The sequence below is a fragment of the Paenibacillus sp. GCM10012306 genome (assembly GCF_042649265.1).
Taxonomy (GTDB): domain Bacteria; phylum Bacillota; class Bacilli; order Paenibacillales; family Paenibacillaceae; genus Paenibacillus_AQ.
Genome location: NZ_JBHRYW010000002.1, coordinates 201,144 through 219,735 on the forward strand (window position 1 = coordinate 201,144; position 18,592 = coordinate 219,735).

Annotated in this window: 15 protein-coding genes; 11 read left to right on the forward strand and 4 right to left on the reverse strand. The window is 50.1% G+C overall.

All coding sequences use genetic code 11. The features are described 5' to 3' along the window. The first annotated feature begins 2 nt into the window (after positions 1–2). Genes ACFORK_RS04600 through ACFORK_RS04620 form a run of 5 tightly spaced genes read left to right on the forward strand, consistent with a single transcriptional unit; the run spans position 3 to position 5,402 of the window. On the forward strand, positions 3–962 hold the full coding sequence (locus tag ACFORK_RS04600; RefSeq protein ID WP_379196151.1) for a nucleoside hydrolase: 960 nt from the start codon (positions 3–5) through the stop codon (positions 960–962). 4 nt (positions 963–966) lie between these two features. Further along, positions 967–1,788, forward strand: a complete 822-nt coding sequence (locus ACFORK_RS04605; protein ID WP_175373577.1) for an ABC transporter permease — start codon at positions 967–969, stop codon at positions 1,786–1,788. Positions 1,789–1,792: 4 nt separating this feature from the next. After that, the gene (locus ACFORK_RS04610; protein ID WP_379196153.1) at positions 1,793–2,581 is read left to right on the forward strand and encodes an ABC transporter permease; all 789 of its coding nucleotides are present in this window, start codon (positions 1,793–1,795) and stop codon (positions 2,579–2,581) included. Between the two features lie 15 nt (positions 2,582–2,596). Next, positions 2,597–3,661, forward strand: a complete 1,065-nt coding sequence (locus ACFORK_RS04615; protein ID WP_379196155.1) for an ABC transporter ATP-binding protein — start codon at positions 2,597–2,599, stop codon at positions 3,659–3,661. Positions 3,662–3,683: 22 nt separating this feature from the next. Further along, entirely contained in the window at positions 3,684–5,402 is a 1,719-nt protein-coding gene (locus ACFORK_RS04620) for an adenine deaminase (protein ID WP_379196157.1), read from the forward strand. Positions 5,403–5,634: 232 nt separating this feature from the next. Here ACFORK_RS04620 and ACFORK_RS04625 read toward each other — a convergent pair whose 3' ends face one another. Further along, positions 5,635–6,858 carry an MFS transporter gene (locus tag ACFORK_RS04625; RefSeq protein ID WP_379196159.1) on the reverse strand — a complete coding sequence of 408 codons (1,224 nt, stop codon included), beginning with the start codon at positions 6,856–6,858 and terminating at the stop codon, positions 5,635–5,637. Between the two features lie 250 nt (positions 6,859–7,108). On the opposite strand from ACFORK_RS04625, the gene ACFORK_RS04630 reads away from it, so the two are divergent. Next, the gene (locus ACFORK_RS04630; protein WP_379196161.1) at positions 7,109–7,840 is read left to right on the forward strand and encodes a type 1 glutamine amidotransferase domain-containing protein; all 732 of its coding nucleotides are present in this window, start codon (positions 7,109–7,111) and stop codon (positions 7,838–7,840) included. Between the two features lie 149 nt (positions 7,841–7,989). On the opposite strand, the gene ACFORK_RS04635 is transcribed toward ACFORK_RS04630, so the two are convergent. Continuing rightward, positions 7,990–8,409 (reverse strand): MarR family winged helix-turn-helix transcriptional regulator, encoded by a 420-nt coding sequence (locus ACFORK_RS04635; protein WP_379196163.1) that lies wholly within the window; start codon positions 8,407–8,409, stop codon positions 7,990–7,992. A 201-nt stretch (positions 8,410–8,610) separates the two neighbouring features. Here ACFORK_RS04635 and ACFORK_RS04640 point away from each other — a divergent pair, with 201 nt between their 5' ends. Next, positions 8,611–10,071: an MFS transporter gene (locus ACFORK_RS04640; RefSeq protein WP_379196165.1), complete on the forward strand. Its 1,461-nt coding sequence runs from the start codon at positions 8,611–8,613 to the stop codon at positions 10,069–10,071. 4 nt (positions 10,072–10,075) lie between these two features. Here ACFORK_RS04640 and ACFORK_RS04645 read toward each other — a convergent pair whose 3' ends face one another. Beyond that, complete coding sequence (locus ACFORK_RS04645) at positions 10,076–11,683, reverse strand: helix-turn-helix domain-containing protein (RefSeq protein ID WP_379196167.1); 1,608 nt, start codon at positions 11,681–11,683, stop codon at positions 10,076–10,078. A gap of 80 nt (positions 11,684–11,763) precedes the next feature. After that, positions 11,764–12,768: an ABC transporter substrate-binding protein gene (locus ACFORK_RS04650; RefSeq protein ID WP_379196169.1), complete on the reverse strand. Its 1,005-nt coding sequence runs from the start codon at positions 12,766–12,768 to the stop codon at positions 11,764–11,766. A gap of 205 nt (positions 12,769–12,973) precedes the next feature. On the opposite strand from ACFORK_RS04650, the gene ACFORK_RS04655 reads away from it, so the two are divergent. From ACFORK_RS04655 to ACFORK_RS04670, 4 genes are all read left to right on the forward strand, one after another. Further along, positions 12,974–13,423, forward strand: coding sequence for a carboxymuconolactone decarboxylase family protein (locus tag ACFORK_RS04655; protein ID WP_379196171.1), 450 nt, complete (start codon positions 12,974–12,976; stop codon positions 13,421–13,423). A 43-nt stretch (positions 13,424–13,466) separates the two neighbouring features. Further along, the gene (locus ACFORK_RS04660; protein ID WP_379197092.1) at positions 13,467–14,387 is read left to right on the forward strand and encodes a sigma-70 family RNA polymerase sigma factor; all 921 of its coding nucleotides are present in this window, start codon (positions 13,467–13,469) and stop codon (positions 14,385–14,387) included. 448 nt (positions 14,388–14,835) lie between these two features. Continuing rightward, positions 14,836–18,057 carry an ATP-binding protein gene (locus tag ACFORK_RS04665; RefSeq protein WP_379196173.1) on the forward strand — a complete coding sequence of 1,074 codons (3,222 nt, stop codon included), beginning with the start codon at positions 14,836–14,838 and terminating at the stop codon, positions 18,055–18,057. A gap of 74 nt (positions 18,058–18,131) precedes the next feature. Next, positions 18,132–18,422: a hypothetical protein gene (locus ACFORK_RS04670; RefSeq protein ID WP_379196175.1), complete on the forward strand. Its 291-nt coding sequence runs from the start codon at positions 18,132–18,134 to the stop codon at positions 18,420–18,422. Positions 18,423–18,592 lie beyond the last annotated feature (170 nt).

Sequence of the window (18,592 nt, forward strand, 5' to 3'; positions counted from 1 at the left end):
GGATGACTATTCGTAAAAAAGTAATTCTCGATGTGGATACAGGCGTGGATGACGCCTTAGCCATCATGCTGGCGGTGAAAAGCGGAGCGCTCGACATCCTTGGCATCACCACGGTTAATGGTAACGTATCGTTAGATCAGGCGACAGAAAACACTTGTAAAATCCTGCAGTTTCTCGGCGTTCAGAACGAGATTCCGGTGCACCGGGGAGCGGACAAGCCGCTGGCCCGTGAAGTACATTTCGAGCATCGCGTCCATGGGCGCGACGGCATTGGCGGTGCATTGGCGGATATGGTAGTCGGTAAGCGTGTGGAGGAAGAATCCGCTGCGGACTTCATCATCCGTCAGGTAATGAGTCAGCCGGGAGAGGTCACACTGATTATGACCGCTCCCCTGACCAACCTGGCCGAAGTGCTGCAGAAATGCCCGGAGCTGGTGCAGCATACCGCTGAAGTCATCGTCATGGGCGGCGTAGTGCGCGGCTCAGGTAACATCACCCCTACTGCTGAGTACAACATTTATGTTGATCCCGAAGCCGCCAAGCTGGTGGTGGGTGCGGGTTTCCCGCGCCTCACCCTGGTGGGTCTGGATGTTACTCGCAAGGCGTTGCTGTCGCAAGCGGATATTGCCAAGCTGAGTAATCCCGAGATCGCAGCTTATGTGGAGCAGAGTACAGCCGACTATCGCCAGCGGTATTACGAGCGCAACGGCGTTGAAGCTTGTGCCCTGCATGATCCACTGGCGGTAGGTGTGGCGATTAATCCGGACCTGGTGACAAAGCTGGATTATTACGTGGATGTAGAGACCCGGAGCGAGCTGTGCGACGGGCAGACGGTCTGCGATTTCCAGAACCGGCTGAACAAGCCATATAATGTCAGTGTCTGCCTGGAGGTGGATGACCCCGCTTTTCTTGAGCTATTCATCGGGAGTCTGAACCAAGAGATGAAGACAGACGGGAGTTAACTCAATGAATAAAAGATATCTATATCTGCTGCTGTTGCCGGGATTTCTGTTCCTGGCAGCATTCATGCTGATCCCTATCATTCTTACAATTGTTTCAACCTTTATGCCTGACGGCAGTCTGACCCTGGAAGGGTATATGACCTTTTTCCGAGACGGGTATTTCAATAAAATCCTGCTCACCACCCTGCGGGTAAGTGTAGTGACAACCTTGGTGTGCGTGGTGCTAGGCTACCCTGCTGCCTATTATATTTCCCGTGCCGGCATCCGCAAGAAAAGCATTCTGCTGGCGTTGTCCATTTTCCCGCTGCTGACCAGCCCGGTTGTCCGTTCTTTCAGCTGGATGATCATTCTCGGGAAGAAGGGGCTGCTCAATACGTTTCTGATGAACATCGGTTTGATTCAAAAGCCGCTCGAGATTCTCTATACACCGGTGGCTATGATGGTCGGTCTCGTGCATCTCTTCCTGCCGCTGATCATTATCACCTTGCTGGGCGTAATGGAGAATCTGGATTATGAGCTGGTGCGGGCTGCCCGCAGTCTGGGCGCTTCATCGTTCACAGCTTTCCGTAAAATCATCTTCCCGCTCACCGTACCGGGACTGATTATCGGCAGTATTCTCGTGTTCGTCGGCAGCTTGACGGCCTATACAACACCTGCGCTGCTGGGCGGGAAAGAACGCGTCGTTGCAACGTTCCTGTACCAAAATGCCATGACCTTGAATGATTGGCAGGCGGCGTCTGTCATTGCCGTGATTATGATTGTGATTACATTTGTGGTGGTTGGTCTGATGAATGCCTGGGCGAACCGACTAAATCCGAAGGGGTGAGAAGATGAAGGAAGGAAGCCGCACACTGTCGTTTTACACATTCCTGGTGTTTGTGTTCCTGCTAGGCCCGCTAGTGATTATTTCAATCACTTCATTTGAGCCGGGCACTGTCCTGAAATTCCCCCCGGAGGGCTTTTCGCTGCGATGGTACCGGAATATCTTTGAAGTAAGTATGTTCATGGAGACATTCAAGACTTCCATTATAGTGTCGATGCTGGGCAATCTGCTGGCACTGCTGCTGGGTGTGCCGGCGGCTTATGCACTGAGCCGGTTCGAGTTCCGGGGCCGGGATACACTGAACGCGCTATTCTTGTCACCAGTGCTCATTCCCGGCATTGTGCTCGGGTTCACGCTGCTGCGCTATTTGATTGTGGTGTACGGACTCCCGATTTATGCCGGTCTGCTGATCGGCCACACGGTGATTATGCTGCCGTTCATTATCCGAGTGATTGCCTCAAGCTTGGCCAATTTCGATTTTGCCGTAGAAGAAGCCGCACAGAGTCTCGGCGCGGGTCGTCTAGAGACCTTTTTCAAAGTAGTGCTGCCTAACATTCGTTCCGGCATTCTGGCTGCGGTACTGATCGCCTTCCTGGAATCCTTCAATAACGTGGATATCTCCGTGTTTATGACCGGTCCAGGGGTAAGCACCTTGCCGATTCAAATGCTAACCTATGTGCAGAATTATTTTGACCCTACAATTGCAGCGATTTCGGTCATCCTGATGGTGCTGACAGCAGCGCTGATGTTCCTCATCGAGCGTCTGATGGGATTCGCCTATTTTACCAAACGATAACGGAGGCATACGGTAATGGCATTAATAAGTCTGGAACAAGTATCGGTTGCTTACGACAACCGTTTTATATTGGAAGATTTCAATTTGCAGCTTGAAAAAGGGAAGCTCCTGTCCCTGCTCGGCCCCAGCGGCTGTGGCAAAACGACCACCCTGCGCCTGATCGCCGGCTTCCTGAATGCGGAGCAGGGCAAGTTCATGTTCGGTGGCAAGGATTATACCAATGTGCCAGTGAACAAGCGGAACTTTGGTTTTGTATTCCAGAGTTATGCCTTGTTCCCGCATATGTCGGTGTACGATAACGTGGCCTTCGGCCTGCGTCTGCGCAAAATGAAGGAAGCAGAAGTGAAGCAGCGGGTGAACCGTATGCTGGAGATTGTCAGCCTGGGCGGTTTTGAGAAAAGATTGCCGAAGGCGCTCTCCGGTGGACAACGGCAGCGTGTTGCGATTGCGCGCGCGCTGGTCATCGAGCCGGATCTGCTGCTCTTCGACGAGCCACTGAGTAACCTTGATGCGAACCTGCGGGTGAACATGCGCGTTGAGATCCGCCGAATTCAGCAGGAGCTTGGAATTACGACCGTTTACGTCTCCCATGATCAGGAGGAGTGTTTCTCGATCTCCGATCAGGTGGCCGTGATGAACAGCGGGAAGATTGAGCAGCTTGCGCACCCGACGACTATTTTTAAATATCCGGCTAGTGAATATGTGGCCCGCTTTATTGGCTTCGGCAACTTTATTGCCTTCGAGGGCCGTAATGATACAGGTGAGGATATCGAGCTGAGCCGGGGGGCTTTGAAGTTCCTGGCGGCCAAACGCCCGGATGGGGCAGGCAACACTGGACTGCTGGGCGCGATCAGACCGGATGACCTTCAACTGTGGTCTAGCACACATGAGGCTCCGCTTTCAGGCAATACCCTTTCGGGAAGAGTGCAGGTAAGCACTTATCTGGGACGTAGTTATCAGTATGAAGTAGAGACGGAGCTAGGCGTATTTACGGTCAATCAGGAGATGGATGTACCCTTTGCACAAGGGGAGCAGGTTACGATTTATTTTCCAAAAGACAAGCTGGTGCTGGTGCAGTAAGCCGCAGTAAGGAGCATATACGATGGTTACGGATCAACTAATTCTGAATGTGAATGTGTATAACAGTTACTATAAAAGATTTGAGCTGGCCAATGTGGCTGTGAAGGATGGGCGTTTTTTGTACATCGGTGGTCTGGGCGCGGATACATTCACTGCGAGTGAGGTTATTGATGGTCAAGGAAGATACATGGTTCCTGGTCTGATTGACATCCATCTGCATATTGAGAGCACTATGATTACCCCGGAGACATTCTCTTATGGCATTCTGCGTCATGGGGTGACGACCATCGTTCCTGAGCCGCATGAGATGGCTAATGTGTTCGGTGTCGAGGGCGTACATGAGATGATTCGGGCCAGTGAAGACTGCACGGTGGACATGTTCTACGCAATTCCAAGCTCGGTACCGGCGACACTGCTGGAAACTACCGGCGGCTCCATAGAAATTGAGGATATCGACCAGCTGATGGCGACCGAGCAGATGATCTGTCTTGGGGAAGTTATGAACTATGTGGATGTTATTCGTGATCCGGATGGCAAAAGCAACCGTATACTCCAGCATATCCGCAGCCGCTATCCGGAGCTGGTGATTGAGGGGCACACCCCGAAGCTGCTGGATCTCGATCTGCATCAGCTGATTTACGCGGGCATTGACTCGGATCATACCCACCAGAGCATTGAAGGGCTGACTGCCCGCATTGCTGCCGGGATGTTCATTGAAATTCAGGAGAAGTCCATGACCCCGGATGTCGTGGATTACTTAATTAAACATCCTGTCGGTGAGCATTTCTGCTTTGTGACCGATGATGTGATGACTGATTCGCTCGTGGCTACCGGACATCTGGACCATCTGGTGCGCAAAGCGATCAAGATGGGCATGACGCCTGAGGATGCCGTCTACGCCGCAACCTTCACCCCTGCTCGGCGGATGCGGATGCAGGACCGTGGTGTGATTGCACCGAACAAGATCGCTGATTATCTGCTCTTGTCCGATCTGCATTCCTTTGAACTAGACGCAGTATTCAAAGGCGGCAAGCAGGCCTATGACCGCCATCAGCCGCAGTCCCAGCCGGTGTCAGAGCCCCGCTTCCCGGCGCATTTTTACCAGAGCGTGAAGCTTGATCCGGTAACTGCAGCCGACTTTACGGTTGTCTCGGAGAAGGCAGATGGACGTTATGGCTGCCGCGTGATGATGGTCAACAACGTATCCACGTTCACGGAGGAGAAGCACAGCGAGGCAGAGGTGCGTAACGGTCTGCTGCAATGGCAGGAGAGCGGTTATGGTCTCATCGCTACCTTCGAGCGGTATGGCAAGAATGGCAACCGGGCTTACGGTCTAATCGGCGGCGACACGATCAAACGTGGCGCGATCGCAACCACTTATTCGCACGACAATCACAATCTGCTGGTCGTCGGCCATAATCCCGAGGATATGGCGCTGGCGGCGAATGAAGTCATCGCTGGTCAAGGCGGCTTCTGTGTCGTCTGTGACGGACAGGTGCTCGCCCATCTGGCTCTGCCGGTCGGCGGTATTCTCACCGAGGAGCCGCTGGAGATCACTGCCCAGAAGGTGAAGGAGCTGCGGTCAGCCATGGAATCGCTGGGCTATAATCACTACAACCCGATTATGTCCATCAGCACGCATTCCCTGCCTGTTAGTCCGGCGCTCAAGATCACCGACCTTGGCCTGATTGATGTAGGCAAGGGCGAGGTTGTACCGCTGCTGTTCAGTTTAAGTGAATAATAACAATTATATATATGTAAAGAAAAATCCCCTTCAACTCCATTTTAGAGTGGCGCTGAAGGGGATTTTGTTTTGGCAAAGCAGTGCTTTGATTGGCGAAGCAATGCTTTGATTGGCGAAGCAATGTTTTGATTGGTGAAGCAGTGTTTTGTTTGTTGAAGCATTGCTTAGTTGTTGAAGCATTGCTTAGTTTTGTTGAGATGATGCTTTGTTTGATGAAACAATGAACTGTTTATGGCGTGGTATTGATTTGACCCACTCCACCTGCATTACGCCGCGAAATGGCGTAGCTGAGCCATGCACCGAGGAAGCCCAGAATCGCAAGGGATGCAGACAGCCAAGGAATCGACTCCAGCCCAAAGTGAGTGATCGCGAGTCCGCCGAAGTAGGCGCCACCAGCATTGCCCAAGTTCAGTGCAGAGTGGCTGGATGTCGTAGCCAGCAAGGGAGCCTTATGCGCCAGATTCATGATGCGCAGCTGAATGCCCGGCATAATACCGAACGCGGCAATGCCCCAGAAGAAGATATTGATGACCGATAGCACCGGGCTGTCGAGCGTGAGATTAAGGATAGAAATAATAACGGCCAGCACCGCGAAGTTAACAATTAGGGAAGGCATCAGCTTCCAGTCTGCCAGTTTGCCGCCGACAATGTTGCCGATGGTCACGCCGAGTCCGAACAGTACCAAAATCCAAGTCACGCTATGCTCAGCGAAGCCAGTGATATTCTCCAGCATCGGCGTAATATAGGTGAACAGGGAGAAGAGACTGCCACAGCCGAGTGCTCCGGTAAATAAGATCAGCAGAACCTGCGGATTGATCAGTCCGCGGAATTGCTCGCCCAGGCTGTTGATTTTATCCTGTGTAATTACAGGAATGAAGCGAATAATGCCGAATAAGGATACAATACCCAGCAGGGTGATGGCGCCGAACGAGGCTCTCCAGCCCAATTGTTGGCCGATAAAGGTTCCGAACGGTACGCCGATGATGTTGGCAACCGTCAAGCCTGCCAAGACGATCGAGACCGCACCGGCCCGTTTATCTGGCCTTACAAGTCTGGCAGCAATAATCGTGCCTACCCCTAAAAAGGTACCATGCGCAAAAGCGGTGATCACGCGTGCTCCAATCAGCAGGGAGTAGGTTGGGGCGATGACAGATACAGCATTGCCTGCGATGAAGATGAGCATCAGGATGACGAGCAGCTTTTTCTGAGGCAGCTTATGGGTGAATACGGTCAAGATTGGTGCGCCGATGGCAACGCCGAGGGCGTAGCTGGTAATGAGCTGTCCGGCTTGCGGAATCGTTACGCCAAGGTCATGAGCCACATTGGGCAGCAGACCCATAATAATAAACTCTGTCATTCCAATCGCGAAGGCGCCAAGGGTTAGACACAGCAGCGATAAAGGAAAACGTTCCTTTTTCGCCGGGGGTGACGCGTTGCTTGCTGAAGAATTCATGTGGTGTCTTCGCTCCTAATCTATAATATTTCCGGGTCTTTGCAGCCTTTGCAGACATCGGCCCAGTCTTTGCCGTCAGAATACAGAGCCAGTTTATACATTCTTTCTGAAATGGTCTGTATTTTCATGCAAGTTTCATTTTAACGGCTCCGGAGTCATTGGGCAAAATGTTTTTTTAAAATTTGTGATAAAATGATCGCGTAGATAAACGACGGCCGCTTTCAGTGACCCATGAAGGGAAGAGAATAATATGCCACAGCCGAAAAGAGTGCTGATTCCACTGCCGTCCCAAGACTTTGATACCACAGAAGTGGTGGTACCGTGGTATCTCTGCCGAGAAGCAGGCTTCCAGGTGGACTTTGCCACACCTGACGGGAAGCGCGCCTATACCGATCCCTATTTGTTGACAGGAGTTGTGTTCGGGCAGCTTGGGGCGGACCAAGTGGTTGTGCAGCGGTACCGCCAGGAGCTGGAGTTGGTCCCTGGCTTTTTGCACCCGCTTGCATATGGAGATATTGCTCCCGAAGCCTATGACGGTCTTATTTTGCCTGGAGGGCATGCCAAGGGAATGACAGTATATTTGGAGAGCGTTACTTTACAGGAGAAGGTGCTACAATTTTGGAAGCTGGACAGACCGGTTGGCGCCATCTGTCACGGCCCGATCGTTCTAGCCCGGACTATTGATCCTCAGACCGGTCGAGCGGTGGTATACGGAAAAAAGATGACGAGTCTGACCAAATCCCTGGAGCAGACCGCCTATTGGTTAACTGCCTGGGCTCGCGGCCGTTACTACCGTACATATCCAGAATATGTTCAGAATGAGGTGACCCGGCATCTGCAGAAGCGGGAGGACTATGTGAAGGGCCCTTCATTTAATACGCCCTTCATCGTGGAAGATGGTCAATTGCTGACCGCCAGATGGCCGAAGGATGCAGCCCTATTCGCAGAGACGTTCATACGTAAAGTAGGGGTACAAAAGTAAGATGGAACATTGAACTGATTATAGATTGAAATGGACTTAAAATAATAACCGCAAGCCATCCGTCATCGCGGAAGAGCTTGCGGTTATTTTTAGTGATATGGAGTAAAAATATGGGGAGGTCTCTGCTACCCAATCATTCTGTCAGCAGGTTATTCATCTTCCTGGATAATCCGCTGTAGCAGGGAAATAAGCTGCATTTCCTCTTCATCCGTCAGATGACGGGAGAGTTTGCGATTAAGTCCATTCAGAATCTCCTGCAGGATTGGCGCAAAGTCCATGGCTTTGGGAGTGGGATAGAGCAGGTAGGAACGGCGGTCATCAGGATCGACTTTTCGCTCAATGTAGCCGGATTGCTCCAATAGCTTCACGGCTCGGGCCGTGGTCGCCTTATCGAACTTTAATTCATTCGTTAACTGCTCCTGAGTGACACCCGGCCGGCCTATGATCAGCTTGAGAAAGCTGTGCTGCCCACCGCTGCCGATTCCATAGGGAATTAGCTGTCTCGACAACGTTTTTTGGTTCTGACGATGAATCAGGGAGATCAGCTTCCCAATAGGTTCCTTGTTCAACATGCACACCTCTTTGGTTAGATTGCTTGAATGCGAGGTCAGCGCTCAATATGAATAAAAGTGTACAGCAATATTGTTGCGCACGCAACTAATCTGCTGTACACTGGGAATGATCTAATTGGTTGCATACGCAACTAAAATTCCTCTTGATTCGACAACCTCTTTTCGGTTCCATCATTCTAAGTTTAATGAGGTGTAATTATGAGTTCAATTCCTGCAACCTATCAGGAGAACAGTGACATTCAGAAAAGGCGCTGGATGATTCTGATTGTACTGAATCTCTTTACGTTCATGGCGACACTGGACGGGAGCATTGTCAATATTGCGCTTCCGGTGTTGTCCAAGAGCCTTGGCCTGCCAATTGCGCAGATTGAATGGGTGACGACAGGTTACCTGATGGCGATCTGTGCCGCGATTTTGTTCTTCGGAAAGCTCGGGGATATTGCGGGGAAAATCAGAATCTTCAAGATTGGCACGGTGGTGTTCATCATTGGTTCGCTGTTGTGCGGACTTAGCACGACGCTGCCTTTACTTATTGCGTCACGAGTCATTCAGGCCATTGGCGCTTCGATGACGATGGCCAACAGCCAAGGCATAGTGACCGATATCTTTCCAGCTACTGAGCGCGGTAAGGCGCTCGGCTTTATCGGAACGTTCGTCTCGCTTGGCAGTATAGCGGGACCCAGTCTGGGCGGGATCATCGTCTCTTCACTGGGCTGGGAATATATTTTTTGGGTGAATGTTCCCATTGGCCTGATTGCCATCATTTTGGGTTGGAAGGTGCTACCGAAGGATTTGATAAGGGTTAAGGACCGCATCGATATTCCCGGCAGTACATTGTTTGCTTTCTTTATTGTCCTGCTGTTCGCCGGACTGCTGCTCGGACAGCAGATCGGCTATGGCGATACACGAATTGTTGTATCACTGGTTGTCGCGATCTGCGCCTTTGCAGCTTTTATCTGGGTTGAAATCCGCAAGACACAACCGCTGCTGAATCTGTCCCTGTTCAAAAATCCATTGTTCTCGGTCAGCATCCTATGCGGGTTCCTCGTCTTCGTGGCGAATTTCTGCTTCAATATCATCGCTCCATTCTATGCGCAGAACATGCTGAACCTGTCGCCGTTTGATGCAGGCTTCCTGTTGATGCTGCTGCCGATCTCCATGGTCATTGTGGCGCCGATCAGCGGCGCATTGTCGGATAAGATTGGCTCAGAGCTGCTAACCTTTGCCGGTCTTATCGTCATGGTCGTTGCCCAGATCGGACTGGCGAAGCTGCATGCCGGCAGTTCTGTGTCCCTTGTCGGCCTGTGGATTGCTATGCTTGGGATCGGCAGCGGCCTGTTCCAGTCGCCGAACAATTCACTGATCATGTCCAAAGTACCGCGCACCCAGCTCGGCTCTGCGGGCAGTGTCAATTCACTGGTCCGCAATGTCGGCATGGTCGTAGGCATTACGCTGGCGACAACGATCCTGTTCCATGTCATGAGTAACGATGCAGGGTATCGTGTGACCGGGTTGATCCCGGGCCGTCCGGATATTTTCCTGGAGGGCATGCATGTAGTCTTTATGACCTCCGCATCAATCTGCTTCGTGGCCGCGGTGCTCACCGGCTGGCGGTTAGTTAGCGCTCGGCGCGTAAAAATGCAGACGGAAAAAGGGTGAATTCTCAATTTAATTTGACGAGCAAAGGAACAGCCTCTCGAATCTGTCCGGACATGGATACCGGATCTTCGCGCAGCCAGTCCTCCGAGCCGAGATATACTCGGCGGTTCTGAACAGCAGGTAGGCTATTCCAGATCTCGCTTTGCCGGAGCTCACGAAAATGCTGTTGTGAGACAGGGTCTGGTGAGACGACAACAAACAGATGATCGCCCACATAATGAGCCAGTTCCTGGACCGGAATATTAGATTTGAATGGATGGCCCTTTGTCTTCTGCACGGCAGCTACCGGAGGGGGAGCCTGAAAGCCCAGGTCCTGATAAAGAACCTTCATATCGTTATAGACTTGCACGGTATCCGGGAGTCCTCTTGTCCAAATAAAAGAGAGGGTCTGCCCGGCCTCCAAATGCCATTTCAAAGCATTCCTGGCCTCAAAGGTCTGCTCTTCGTATTGGCTGAGCCATTGCTCAGCCTCTTGTTGTTTGCCGATCAAATCGGCAATAAAACGGAACCGGTCAAAAACCGGCTGGGACCAGGACATATCCAGTGTAGGAGCGATTTTGGCATAGGTATCGTAATGATGGCCGTCAAAGGTAAGAATCACATCCGGTTTCAAGGTGGCGAGCCTGTCCAGGTAAGGGGTCACAACGGATCTGCCGATGTCAGTTATACCCTCCACACGGTCCTGCAAATAACGGCCTTTTAGAAGCTGGGAAGGTGCGCCGACAGGCTTGATGCCCAAAGCGAGTAGTTCCCCCAGATACTGAAGAGAGGCGATCCGGCTGCTATGCTTGCGCAAATTAATGTACAGACGGGGAGAGACTCCCGTGTGCTGCTTGAAGCTGCGGCTAAAGTGAAAGGGATCATGAAATCCCACGCTCCCGGCCACCTCGCCAACCGATACCTCCCGGCTTTGCAGCAGACTTTTCGCCTTGTTCATTCGAAGTTCAATAAGGTAGTCGATAGGGCTTTTGCCGGTTATTCCTTTAAAAATCCGCGAATAATGCCTTGTGGAGACCCCGGCCATTTCGGCAAGCTGTCCATGCGTGAGATCGTAGGCGTAAGCATTGTCCATAAAGGTGATGGTTTTCTGAACCGAACTTGTGACGTCCTGTTCCTTGTTGCATTCGGCGGTCTTCAAGATCATTAACATCATCTCTTGGAAAATAAAGTGACTTTCGTACTCCTCAAGTGGCCCGGACAGATCCCGCCGTTCGTATAGATTGTGTAGTAGCCCCGAAAAATGGCTGAAAGAGGCTACTTCGATCACACCTGTAGGAATTGGCAACCGCTCGGCGGACATTGCTTCAGAAGAGCCCGGCAAGAGCAATTCATCAAATTCGACAAGATACAGGCGTAGAGGACCTGTACCGGCATTTTGGATAGAGACATTTTCCTTCGGGTTTAGAATACCGCAGTGGTTCCCGTAGAGAACGTGGCGTTTGTCGTCACTGTATACCTCAGCAGACCCTTCAACCGGGACGACCAGTATTTTTTCAGCTAGACTACAGATCTTCAGCTCCTCAGCACCTTCCTCCAGTGTATATAAATAAATCTGCGACCAGGTATACATAATAGAGAGACGCGCCGAGCGTCTACTTGGTTGAACCGACATTGTATTCACCTCCCTGTATGAAAGAAAGGAGCTCTTCAGCTGATGCTGAAGAACCCCATATGGTATGAACATGCAACCATTTATTTTTTTAACAACTCAACTGCGTTTTCCAATTGACCCTTAAGGGACATAACGTCATAAGAGAACCATAGGGCTTCATCCACTACGTAGACCTTGTTATTCTTGACCGCTGGAAGGTTATTCCAGAGTCTGCTGTTTTCCACTTCTTGCAGGAATTCAGGATCATTCTTAAATCTAACAAGGAATATCCGGTCGGCAGAAGCATACTCAGGGAGTTTTTCCAGGGAAATCTTGAGCCCCAGTTCGTGGTCTTTAGTCTCCCATTCGTGCTTAACGAAGTCTGTCATTTTAAAATGTAGAGTATCGTATAAAGTATAACCGACGTTCCCCGGTCCGTACACTCTCAACTGTCCTTTTTCATAACCGCCAATAACAACAGCGCCGAAGGTTTCTCCTTCTTGTACGAAAGAGGCCAGCTCTTGACGCGCTTGCTCACTCTCTTTGTTGAAATCTGCAATCCATTGGTCAGCTTCCGCACTCTTGCCGATAACAGCCGCAACGTCTGTGAAGTGTTTGAATGCGTCATTGCCCACCCACTGTACTGCCACTGTTGGAGCAATTTTGTTTAGTTCGTCAATTTTATCCTTATCCATCTCTGTGGCAATGATCAGATCTGGTTGAAGGGATAGGACCTTCTCCATATTGATGGCATTGGCAGGGCCAACATCCTCAATACCACCGATCTGATCCTTGATGGATACAAAGTTGGTCAGCAAATGGGTGACTGCGCCAATAGGTTTGGTTCCTGCGGCGATCATTTCCGGAAGATATTGAGTCGTAATAATTCTTTGCGGATGTGCTGGGATAACGACTTCACGGCCCAAACTGTCGGTGTAGTTTATAGTAGCAGCTGAATCCGTAGCTTCAGCAGAAGACTCATTTGGTGCAGTGGTTGCCGCTGGTTCATTGGCTGGAGCAGCCGAGTTTGAATTTCCGCAAGCGGATAGAACTGATAAAACTAACATTAAAGCAGCTAAAAGCAGAAAATTACGGTGACGATGCATTATGAATAACCCCTTCTCTCATCTAATTGATAATAATAATCATTATTATAGCAGGAATCAAAAAAAGGAGAACATGTTATATTTGGACATGACCATGCATGATTTGGACGTGTGAACAATTTGAATTTTCTATAGAGAGGTTGTCACAAAAAGAATGACTCCTTTGTCTACAGTAATGTAAGACATTTTAAGGAGGATGAATGGGATGAGTTTAAGGTTAAATTACAGTAAGGCTAACCCTAAGGCTGCGACAGCAATGATGGGTTTGGAAACATACGCAGGGAACGCGATTAAAGACAAGGTTCTGTATGAACTGATCAAATTACGGGTGTCGCAAATCAATGGCTGCGCCTTTTGTCTGGATATGCACGCTAAAGATCTGCTGAAGCTTGGTGATCACGGTGACCGCATTCTGCTGCTGAGTGTGTGGCATGAAGTTCCGCATCTTTTTACAGAGCAGGAGCGGGTTGTATTGGAACTCTCCGAAGCGGTAACAACCATTTCCGAGGGCGGTGTGCCAGAGCAGCTGTATGATAAAGTAAGAGGACATTTTAATGAAGCGGAATATGTGGACCTGATTATGGCCATTAATACGATCAACTGCTGGAACCGGATTGCGATCTCGACAGGTATGTATCCGGGCTGTTTTCATTAATCTCAGGGTAGGAAGTATTAGAGGAGGAAGTATGGTGAAGAGCATGGACAAGGTGCAGGAGGTAAGCGTGCCGACAGCGGATGAGCGGGGTATGGAGGAGTTGTATCTCACGTATAAAGGGTATGCTTTTTCCATCGCCTATCGGATGCTGGGGGTGGTCGCCGATGCCGAAGATGTTGTGCAGGATTGTTTTGCAGAGCTGCAGCGGAGGGATCGGAGCGAAATCCGGAACATAAAGGCTTATATTGCCAAAGGGATCACCAACCGTTGTCTGAATCTTCTGAATTCTCCGCGCAATAAACGTGAGGCCTATGAGGGAGAGTGGCTGCCGGAACCGATGTCAGAGATTTACGACGGGCCGGAAGCGACGGCTGAACGCAGGGATACCTTGTCCTATGCTTTCTTGGTCCTACTAGAAAGACTTACACCGACTGAGCGTGCAGTATTTGTCCTGCGTGAAGTGTTTCAGTACGAATATGAGGCCATCGCTGAGATGGTGGGCAAATCGGAAGCCAATTGTCGCAAAATCTTCAGTCGTGCCAAACGGAATCTTCAGCAGGTTCCTAAGAGTGAACGTATGGAGACGGTCATCAAGCCTTCCAGAGAGGTGCTTCTGAAAAAATTTACGACTGCCTTCGAGTCTTATGATATCAACGGAATGCTGGAACTACTGGGTGATCATCCGGTGCTCATCTCCGACGGTGGCGGCCAGGTGCATACTGTGCTCCGGCCAATGATTGGCCGCAAAGGGGTCGCAGCCCTGTTATCCTCGCGGCGGGTGCTTAACCGACTGCGGGAGTGGGAGGCTTCGTTCATCACGGTCAATGGCGAGCCCCAGATCATCTACAGACAGCATGGAGAGATTGTTGGTGTGTTCTGCCTGGAATTGAACCGGTCAGGTGACCGGATTCAGGGGCTGTATTTGATGCTTGATCCCGACAAATTGAGCCATGTGAATCTTTAGGATGTCATAATAGATGTGAGAAAGTAACAATGTGAATTCTTGGGGTAGCCTGCTATTACATTGTGTATAGGCCGTTTCTTAAAATTAACTGGAATCCCTCCAGTTAATTTTTTTTGTTTATAGTGATTTTAGGCCAAGTCCCCATAATAACGGGAGGATTCCCGTTTACTTATAGAATATTGCAGAGATCCGTTATTTTAAAAGGAAGTTTTCATGTTATTCGTATCCGGCCGGGGATGACAACTTGATCATAGATTCATCTGGAATTTCTGGGAGAAATGTTTTTTTCTATGCTTTAATCCCTAGATTAAGTATAATACTGTTCAGCACAGGGACTAAAGTCATCATTATCACCTGCTGCTGATCGAGAGATGATTTTCTATCCAAAAAGGATACGAAAAGACTAAAAGAAAAGGAAAGACAGTTCTCCTGTCAACTGATCAACTATATGATATCCAAAGCCAATCTTGATACGTTGAAAAAGCATGGACTCATTCTTCTTCTCACTCTTGCTCTACTGTTTGGGCTGCGGCTGATTTGGTATGCGGTCCAGGCACCCCCGACTACTCCCCATGCAGTGAACGGTATACTGGACATGAGGGGATGGAATTTCGAGGATTCCAGGTCCATTACACTAGATGGAGAATGGGAATTCTACCCTGACAAGCTGCTGTCAGACGGGAAAGGAAATCTGCCGAAATCATCTAGTCATGTCAAGGTCCCTGGGGATTGGAGGAGCGGGTTCACTGACACTAAGACCAACTCCTATGGGAGAGGTACATATCGCCTACGTATTTTGGTAGATCAGCCGCTAAACCAGCCGTACTCGTTTTGGGTCCGTAAAATCGAAACCAGTTCAGCGATCTTCATCAACGGTGAGCAGCAGTCTGCATTCGGCGTGTTTTCGGAACGGAAGGATCAATCCCAGTCTCGTGTAAGCTCCTATACGATAACCTACACAACGAATGGACAACAGGAGCTTGATGTGCTGGTCCAGGCTGCCAACTACGACAACCCGTCTTTGGGTGGAATTCTTAAATCTGTGAAATTTGGTTCACAGGCTGCTATCGACAAGGAGCGTCTTTATTCAATCGGATTTCAGCTGGTCATTTTTATTGTGCTGCTACTACATAGTGTGTACGCGGTTATTCTATTCTTCTTTAATCCGAAGGAGAAAAGTTTTATCTACTTTTGTATGCTGCTTACAGTGACAGCACTCTCGATCGCGTCCGATCATGATAATCTGCTCCAGCTATGGCTGCCCATCAACTATACCTGGGGGCTAAAGACCCGACTGCTGTCCTATGCTTCCATCTCCTTTTTCATGCTCTTACTGACCCGCACCTTCCACAAAAATGCCGATAACGGCAGAACGTACCTGTTCCGTACTTACGTTGCTTGTTTTGTCCTTTTTGTTTTGTTTATTTTGGTATCACCCGCGAACTGGGTCTTGTACTCCTACCATTTCAAAGTTTTTGGCTTAATCTATTTACTGCCGATGGTCGGAGTGGTCTATCTAATTGCCAAGATGGTCATTCAATCCCAGCGTGACGTGCTTTTTCTGCTGCTGGCTGCAGCAGGCGTTTCTTCCAGCGTGATCTGGGGTGTGCTGCAAAACGCAGGAGTTGTGGACAGTATTTTTTATCCGGTCGATATGATTGCAGCTATCGTCAGCTTCTGTGCTTACTGGTTCAAGCGGTATTTCCGCAACGCGGAGGAGAATACAGAATTGACGGAACGGCTTCGTCAAGCAGATAAGGTCAAGGATGATTTTCTGGCTAACACTTCGCATGAGCTAAGGACGCCGCTGCATGGCATTATGAACATCGCCCAAACGGTGATTACCAACGAACAGCAGGGGATGAACCCAAAAAGCGTCAAAGATATGGAACTATTGATTACGATCAGCAGAAGAATGTCTAGCCTCCTTGGCGATCTTCTGGATATCACTAGGCTTCAGGACAAGAAAATCGTGCTGCGGAGGGAACGCCTTCAGCTTCAGGCTGTCGTTCCGGGCGTAGTAGCTATGCTGGGTTACTTGCTGGATGGTAAACCGCTACGTATGGAGATGAATATCCCTGATGATTTTCCGGCGGTGTATGGCGATGAGAAGAGGTTGGTACAAATTTTGATCAACCTTCTGCACAATGCGATCAAATACACGGATGTTGGAGCGGTAACCGTCAGTGCGGAAATTGTGAATGGCAAGGCTATCATCCGTGTGGCCGATACTGGCGCAGGTATGGATGAGGCAACGGCTGAAAGAGTCTTCAAGCCATATGAGCAGGGTGCACTTGGCATCAATGATGGAGGAGGCTTTGGACTCGGGCTTAGCATCTGCAAGCAATTTGTAGAACTGCACGGCGGTACACTTGTTCTGGATTCTGCACCTGGGCAGGGCTCTGTGTTCTCGTTCACGATGCCATTGTACTCAGGTTTAAACAGTGATTCCAGCGGTAAAGTGGCTGTTGCTAGTGATTCGGAGCCAATCGATACGCTACATACCTACGGTGTGGTTGCTCCGCTTGCTGCGGAAGATCTGGAGCCATCCGGCCTTACGTACACTCAGAGTATTGCCGCGCTGCCGATTGTTCCGGTATTACAGGAAACAACCTCGTTCTCTACTAGTGGCAGCCTGAACATCTTGGTGGTAGATGATGACCCCGTCAATTTGCGGGTGCTTGGCGGCATGCTCTCTGATGCCCATTACTATCTGGTGCCGGCATTGTCCGGTAAGGAAGCACTGGAACTGCTGGACAGAGGGCGCTGGGATCTGGTGATCGCCGATGTCATGATGCCTCATATGTCAGGTTATGAACTGACCCGGATCATCCGTGAGCGTTACAGCGTATCGGAGCTTCCCGTGCTGCTGCTGACAGCCCGCGCTCAGCCGGAGGACATCTACACCGGATTCCTGGCCGGAGCCAGTGATTATGTGATTAAGCCGGTGGATGCGTTGGAGCTGCAATACCGCGTACGCGCGCTGACGATGCTGAAGCAGTCCCTTGATGAGCGGCTACGAATGGAGGCAGCCTATCTCCAGGCGCAGATCCGACCTCACTTTCTGTTCAATGCCCTGAACTCTATTTTGGCCCTTAGTACCATCGATTCTGATAAAATGGCCCGGCTCGGGGAAGCCTTCACTTCGTATCTGAGGATTAACTTCGATTTATTGAATGCCGACGAGCTTGTGCCGCTCGCGCATGAGCTGGAACTTGTCCGAGCATACCTCTATATTGAACAAGAACGGTTTGAGGACAGATTGTCCGTGGAATGGAAGATTGAGGAGGAAATTTGCAGAGACAAGGTAAACGGGCCACAGCTGCCCCCGCTCACGATTCAGCCTCTGGTGGAGAATGCGGTCAGACACGGGCTGCTTAGCCAGGCGCGTGGTGGTATGCTCAAGATTTCCATTACCCATCATGGCAGGGAAATACGAATTGAAGTCAAGGATGATGGAAAAGGCATGGGGCCTGATCAGGTTGAAACATTGCTCGAGCCCTCCCAGCATGGCAAAGGTGGTATTGGTTTGCTGAATACGAACCGCCGGCTGAAGCGGCTCTATGGCAAAGGGTTGATCATTGAGAGCCAGCCCGGTGCAGGCACGACGGTGTCCTTTACTATTCCTGATCAGCGAGATGCCGCTTTCGGTATCACGGTAATCGATTAAGACCTGTTATTTAAACAGAGGATGTCCCAGAAGCTATAGCTCTGAGGGCATCCTCTTTTGCATGATTTGAGCCAATGAGGTGGCTGGTAGTGGTGCTGTCGCTGGTGCTGTCGTTCGTGGGGCCTTCGCTTGTGGCACTGTCGTTCGTAGCATTGTCGTTTGTGACACTTTTGCTCGTGGGACCTTCGCTTCTGGCACTGTCGCTCGTGGGGCCTTCGCTTGTGGTGCTGTCGTTCGTAGGACCTTCGCTTGTGGAACTGTCGCTCGTAGCATCGTCGTTTGTGACTCCGTTGCTGATGGCCCCGTCGCGCGAAATAATGGCAATTCGGCACCTTAATTTAAGGAATAATCGATATATTTTGTAAATAAGTGCATTAATGTACTCTAATTCTTCTGATATAGCCTCTTTTCATGCAAAGTAGAAGAATTAAGGTGCAATTTTGCTCTTAATCTTCTTTATTGAAATCATTCATACAAATTAAGGTGCAGATTTGCATCTATTTCTAAAATCCTCGTTCTTCCAGCCGTGGCAATT